At 71.8% G+C, this 6025-nt stretch carries 6 protein-coding genes; 1 reads left to right on the forward strand and 5 read right to left on the reverse strand.

Annotated elements, in window-relative coordinates; translation table 11 throughout:
• Positions 1 to 206 precede the first annotated feature (206 nt).
• On the reverse strand, positions 207 to 674 hold the full coding sequence (locus tag OXS49_RS32210) for a hypothetical protein (protein ID WP_244001692.1): 468 nt from the start codon (positions 672 to 674) through the stop codon (positions 207 to 209).
• Positions 675 to 841: 167 nt separating this feature from the next.
• Positions 842 to 2413 (reverse strand): ABC transporter substrate-binding protein, encoded by a 1572-nt coding sequence (locus tag OXS49_RS32215; protein ID WP_267428601.1) that lies wholly within the window; start codon positions 2411 to 2413, stop codon positions 842 to 844.
• A gap of 267 nt (positions 2414 to 2680) precedes the next feature.
• Here OXS49_RS32215 and OXS49_RS32220 point away from each other — a divergent pair, with 267 nt between their 5' ends.
• The gene (locus OXS49_RS32220; protein WP_267428602.1) at positions 2681 to 3196 is read left to right on the forward strand and encodes a cupin domain-containing protein; all 516 of its coding nucleotides are present in this window, start codon (positions 2681 to 2683) and stop codon (positions 3194 to 3196) included.
• A gap of 8 nt (positions 3197 to 3204) precedes the next feature.
• On the opposite strand, the gene OXS49_RS32225 is transcribed toward OXS49_RS32220, so the two are convergent.
• From OXS49_RS32225 to OXS49_RS32235, 3 genes are read right to left on the reverse strand one after another with little or no spacing between them, the layout of a single operon-like run.
• Positions 3205 to 4425, reverse strand: a complete 1221-nt coding sequence (locus OXS49_RS32225) for a serine hydrolase (RefSeq protein ID WP_267428603.1) — start codon at positions 4423 to 4425, stop codon at positions 3205 to 3207.
• 4 nt (positions 4426 to 4429) lie between these two features.
• Positions 4430 to 5125 (reverse strand): MlrC C-terminal domain-containing protein, encoded by a 696-nt coding sequence (locus OXS49_RS32230; RefSeq protein ID WP_267427905.1) that lies wholly within the window; start codon positions 5123 to 5125, stop codon positions 4430 to 4432.
• A gap of 48 nt (positions 5126 to 5173) precedes the next feature.
• Positions 5174 to 5929: a M81 family metallopeptidase gene (locus OXS49_RS32235; RefSeq protein ID WP_267427904.1), complete on the reverse strand. Its 756-nt coding sequence runs from the start codon at positions 5927 to 5929 to the stop codon at positions 5174 to 5176.
• Positions 5930 to 6025 lie beyond the last annotated feature (96 nt).

A 6025-nucleotide genomic window follows, 5' to 3' on the forward strand; every position in this document is an offset into this window, starting at 1 on the left:
ACCGGAACGAGGCGGCTGCGGCCGCGTGAGGCGGCGCGCCCTTTTCCCGGACGCCTGGAACGCAAGTGGAAGGTGTTCCGGGATCCAGCATACAAAGCGCCGCGCAGCGGCACAGGGTGGCGCCGATGGACGCTTCGCGACGTCTTGCGCCGAATCCCGGGCCGCATTCCGCTGGCGCTGCATGCGCCCGGGGAAAAGGGACGCGCTTAGCGACGCCGCCGCGGTGCGCTCGATCCAGCTCGCCTGCGCAGCAGTAGGTCGGGGATGAAATCGCGGTCGGTCAGCGCGGCCGCCACCACTGCGAGCAAACTCATGTGCAGGGCCGCCGCCGCGAGCGCGGGGCTCAGCCCTGCGCCGAGGGTGATGGAGGCCCCCGCCATGGCGGGCGGTCCGACGACGTAGATCGCAGTGCGCCACGGGCCGGTGGGGCGGGCGAGACGCCAGAAGCAGGCCGCGACCGCAGCAAGCGCCAGCCCACCCTTGATCAGCGCCATGAAGCGGATCACCCGGACGAGGTCGGGATCGAGGCGCGTCACAGGCGCCCGGGCCGCTGCCGCCCCCGCAATCGCGAGCGCCGCGACCGTCAGCAGGACGAGCGCGGTGCGCCCCGGCCGCGGCAGGCTTGCCCCCCGGCCGGTGCCGGCAGCGGCGTCGAGCGGGATATCAGCGCGCACAGGTCCCTCCCGGGGTGGTGCCTCGACCAATGGTCGCCCGCGGCGCGGGGAACCGGATTGGGCAGGCCTGTCGTCGGCGTGCCGCGCGCCGAGTGTGCGGCACGCGCTGCGGCCGGTCAAAGGCCCGACCGGACGACGCGTCGCCGCGGCCGGTCCCGGAGGCGCCATCAGGCCTTCCGGATGTTCCAGAGGATCGGGAAGCCTACGACGCGGCCCGTGAGGTTGCGCCGGTAGGAGGTCATCGACCGATAGGAGCCGACCGGCACGTAGACCACCTCGTCGAGCGCCACCCGCTGCATGTCGGCGCAGATCGCCTTGCGCGCCGCCTCGTCGGGGGCGGCGAACCACGCGGTGCGCAACGCTTCCAGCTTCGGGATCGTCGGCCAGCCGAACCACGCGTTGGCACCGTTCGCCCGGAGCGGCTGGAGCGCGGCGGGGTCGGCGTTGTCGAAAGACGAGAACGTCGTCAGCAGCACCGACCAGCCGCCCTTGTCGACCGGCTCGCGCGAGACCCGGCGCTGGATCACGGTGCCCCAGTCGCTGAGCGCCGCCTCCACGTTGAAGCCGATCCGGGGCAGGAGATCGGCCGCCACCTGGGTGATCGCCGAGGGCGCCAGGATGTCGGTCGGGCCGATCAGCCGGACCTTCGCGCCGTTGTAGCCTGCCGCCTTCAGAAGGGACTTCGCCTTGTCCAGGCTGCGCGGCCCGGTGAGCGCCTCCAGGCCCATCTCCGTCGCCATCGGCGTACCCGGGGTGAAAATCCCGCAGCGGTCGTTGTAGTTGGCCGGATCGTCACCCGCGACCGCCGCCATGAAGTCGCTCTGGAGGATGGCCGGCAGCACCGCCCGGCGCACCGCGACGTCGTCGAAGGGCGGGTGCAAGTGGTTCATCCGCAGGATGGCGGGGTTGGTCAGGCGATCGAGCCCCTCCACGACGATGTCCCGGTTGCGGGCGAGGAGCTGCTGCAGTTCCGGCGGCGGCTGCTCGTACCAGTCGATCTCGCCGTTCTGCAGGGCCGCCGCCGCGGTCGCGCCGTCGCCGATGATCTGCCACTCGATCCGGTCGAAATGCGCGATCTTGCCGCCGGCCGTCAGGCTCGGCGCGCCGGGGGCGGGTACGTAGCCGGCGTGCCGCTCGTAGACCATCAGGCTGCCGGAGTTGAATTCGTCGGCCTTCCAGCGGAACGGCCCCGAGCCGGTGGCGTCGGTGATCTGCTTGAACGGGTCGGTGCGGGCGATCCGCTCGGGCATGATGAAGGCGGGCTGGCTGACGCTCGCCAGCGCGTTCGGAAGCAGCGGGAACGGTTCCTTGAGGCGGAACACGATCGTCGTGTCGTTGTCGTCGCTGAGTTCGTCGGTCGCCGCCATCAGCACTTGGCCAAAACCGTTCCGCGCCGCCCAGCGCCGGATGCTGGCGACGCAGTCCCGCGCCAGGACCGGCGTGCCGTCGTGGAAGCGCAGGCCCTCGCGCAGCGTGATGGTGACCCGGCGCCCGTTCTCGTCGACACGATGGCCGGCGGCCATCTGCGGCCGGGGCTGCAGGCCGGAATCGAGGCCGAACAGCGTGTCGTAGATGACGTAGGCGTGGTTGCGCGTCACGATCGCCGTCGTCCAGATCGGGTCGATCGAGGTCAGGTTCGCCTGGGGTACCATGCGAAGGACCCGGCTGCCCTGCGCCCGGCCGATCCTGGGGGCCGCCAGGGTCACGGCCCCCGCGGCGAGGAATGTGCGGCGCTTCATCCGTGCTCCTGATCTCGAGAGGTGCGAGCGTAGCAACCCCCGGACCAGAGGGCGGACGTCAAGCGTCGGCTGCAATATCTGGGCGTTAACCCCAGCCCGTCCGAGAGGCCACTGGACCGCCGTTCATCTGTCGATGTCGCGGTTGTGGTGCCTCTACTGTACAGGGCACCCCGTCGATCCCGTGCTGATCGCCGGCCCGGACCCATCGCGATTCAGGCTTTTCGCAGAACGTCCCGGCCGTGCGATGATGGCGCCGGAGGATCCGACATGCACGACGACGGCGACGCCCATCACACCCACGACCACGCGCATGAGCCCGACACCGCCGAGCGCTGGAAGCACGACGGGGTGCGAGTGATCCCGGGCGACCGGCTCGACGCCAACACCGCGCAGACGCCCGGCATGTTCCGGCAGGCGGCGATCAACGCCGCCCGGGTCGGCGCCCAGAAGATCTGGGCCGGCACGGTGGCGATCCAGCCCGACGCCAAGACCGGCGTGCATCATCACGGCGACCTCGAGAGCGTGATCTACGTGGTCTCGGGCCGGGCGCGGATGCGCTGGGGCGAGCGGCTGGAATACGTCGCGGAAGCCGGCCCGGGCGACTTCATCTTCGTGCCGCCCTTCGTGCCCCACCAGGAGATCAATGCCTCGACCGACGAGCCCCTGCACTGCGTGCTGGTGCGCTCCGACAACGAGGCGGTGGTGGTCAACCTGCCCGATGTCGCGGCCGCCGAGGCGCCCGAGACGGTCTACTGGGTCGACCCGATCCACAAGCATCCCTGACGCATCGGTCAGGCCGCGGTCCCGTCTTCCAGCGCGGCATACACCATGGCGCGTGTCAGAGTGCGGTAGTGCTGGCGCTGCGCGGCCGAGGAGGTCTGCAGCATCAGGAGGGCGAAGAAGCCCGCAGCGGGATCGACCCAGAAATAGGTGCCGCCGACGCCGCTCCAGAACCAGTCGCCGACGCTGCCCGGCACCGGCGCCTCGCCCGCCGCGAGCCGGACCGCCACCCCCAGCCCGAAGCCGTAACCCGGGCCCGGCGGGTAGTAGGCAGCCTTGGCGATCGCGGTCCCGAGATGGTCCGCCGTCATGAGCCGCACGCTCGCCGGGGCCAGGATCCGCACGCCGCCGAGGGCGCCGCCGGCCAGCAGCATGCGCAGGAAGCGGGCGTAATCCGCCGTGCTCGACACGAGGCCGCCATTGCCCCGCTGGCTGCGCCGGGGCTCGGTCGGATCGTGGAAGACCGGCCGCTGCCCGAACGCCTGCGGCAGCGGCTGGGCGACGCGCCCGGCCAGCGCCGTCGGGATCCGGAACCGGGTATCGGCGAGCCCGAGCGGCCCGAGGAGGGTCGCGTCGAGGACGCCCTGCAGATCCGCGCCGCCGGCCACCTCCAGGACGCGGCCAAGGATGTCGGTGGCGTGCGAGTAATGCCAGACCGTGCCGGGCTCCTGCTCCAGCGGCAGGCGGGCGATCCGCTCGGCGAAGGCCGCGTTGTCGAGATCCTCGGCGAGCAGCCCGTCGGCCTCGTAGGCCCGCCGCGTCGGTCCATCGCCGAGATAGCCGTACGCGATCCCGGCAGTGTGGCGCAGCAGATCCTGAACGGTCGGCGCGCTCCCGGCCGGCCTGAGGCCGCCCTCCGGGCCCTGCACGGCGAGGCGTCCGAAGGCGGGGATGAAATCCGCGACCGGCTGATCGAGGCGCAGGGCGCCGCGCTCGGCCAGGACCAGGGCGGCGACCGAGACGACGACCTTGGTCATCGAGTAGATGCGCCAGAGCGCGTCGGGCTTCAGGTCGTCGCCCGCGACGCTGTCGCGGAAGCCAACGGTGCGCCGCCAGATGTCCCCGCCCGTCCCGCCGACGAGCAGGTCGGCCCCCGCGATCGCGCCCGTGGCGACATCGTCAGCCAAGCGGTCGCCGAGGCGATCGAGGCGGGGGAGGGAGAAGACCGGCGCGTTCCGCATGGCGCCGATGTAGCGCGGGGCCGCCGCGACGGCATCGCCGGGACGGACCATCCGGCTATCCGGCGTCGAAGGCGGGATCGCCGTAGGGATAGAAGTCGGCGACGTTGAGATGCTGGTAGGGGAGGGCGTCCAGGTGGACCGTCCCGACGAACGGCTCGGGCGGCTCGACCAGCAGGATCGTCTGCGCATAGCCGCCATCGTCGAAACCTCGGCGGAAATGGACCCGGGACTTGATCGCCACCACGTCGAAATCCTCCGGTGTCAGGCCGAGGTCCCAGAGTTCCGACGGCTCCATGATCTGAACGAGGTAGGGGCTGAGGACCAGCACGTTACCCCGGCCGAAGGCGACGCAGAGCCACGTGCCGGCGCCCCGGCCGGTCGTGCCCTCGACGACCGCACACACCGTGCCGGTGACGCGGACCGGGACGCCCGCGGAGGGTTCCGCCTCGCCGGCCACGGGGCCGCCGACCTCCGCGTCGAACGGATCGCCGGCCTTCACGCCCCCGGTCAGCAGCCGGCCCAGAAGCGCGGGCGCGGCGACCGTTGCGATCAGCGTGCGCTCCAGCCCCTGGGCCAGCACCTCGGCGAGCAGCCATGTCGCCCGGCCCGAGCGGTCGCTGTAATCGGCGAGCACGACCGGCGCGCCGCCCGCCCGCGCAGCCTCGGATGCCTTGGCGATGCCGTCCCGCATCGGGTGGATCGCGACGCTCGACACCAGCGCCGCGCGGTGCCGCCACGTCCAGGCCGCCATGTCGCGGGCGATCCGGTCGGCGAGGGCGTGATCGCCGTTCGTCAGGACTTAGACCGCCATGCCGGCATCCGGCACGTCCGACCAGGGGAAGCCGAAATACACGTTGACGAAGACATCGGGCTCCCGCGCCTCCCAGACCAAGGCGCGCTGGATCAGGTCGGACCACGGCGAGGCGCCGGTCCACATCACCACGGTCGGCGCGAGGATCGGGATCGGGATCGTCCGGTGCGCCGGCCGGAAGCTGCCGCGGATCGTCCGCACCAGCATCCGCGCCGCGCGCTGCCCCTGGAGATGCATGTCGTAGTGCGGGAAGTACTTCACCGCGAACGCCATGTCGGCGTGGTGCAGGAACTCCGCATCCTCGTTGCCGTGCGGGTCGAAGGTCGCCGCGATGGGCACGCCCACCCCCACCACCGCCCGCACCCGTCGGGCGATTTCGGCCTCGGGGCGCGGCACGCCGCGCACCGCCATCGCGCCGTGCAGCGCGAGGTAGACCCCGTCGAACGGTGCCCCCGCCTCCAGCTCCGCCAGCATCGCGTCGAGGAAATGCGCAAACGCGTCCTGCGTCACCCAGCCTGAGCCGATGCCGGTGCGCGGCCAGAGCGGCGAGGTGAGGCCGACGAGGTCGACCCCCTCGTATTCCCGGGCGACCTGGACGAAGCCCCCCATGTAGCCCTTGGGGTCGGTGGCGAGCAGCGCCGCGCCGCCCGCCGGGGAGCCCGGATAGATGAAGTCGTCGCGGGTCGTGTCGTTCGGCAGGAACGTCACGGTCTCGTGGGTGAACTGGAGCACGGCGATGCGCATCGGCTGCGGTCTCCTCGGGTGCGCTCCGTCGATGCGGAGGCCGGTTCGGCATGGGGAAGGGGGGCAGGCCGCTAAGCCGGCCGGACGTCGTAGAAC

The organism is Methylobacterium sp. GC_Met_2, from assembly GCF_026540795.1.
Classification (GTDB): Bacteria; Pseudomonadota; Alphaproteobacteria; order Rhizobiales; family Beijerinckiaceae; genus Methylobacterium.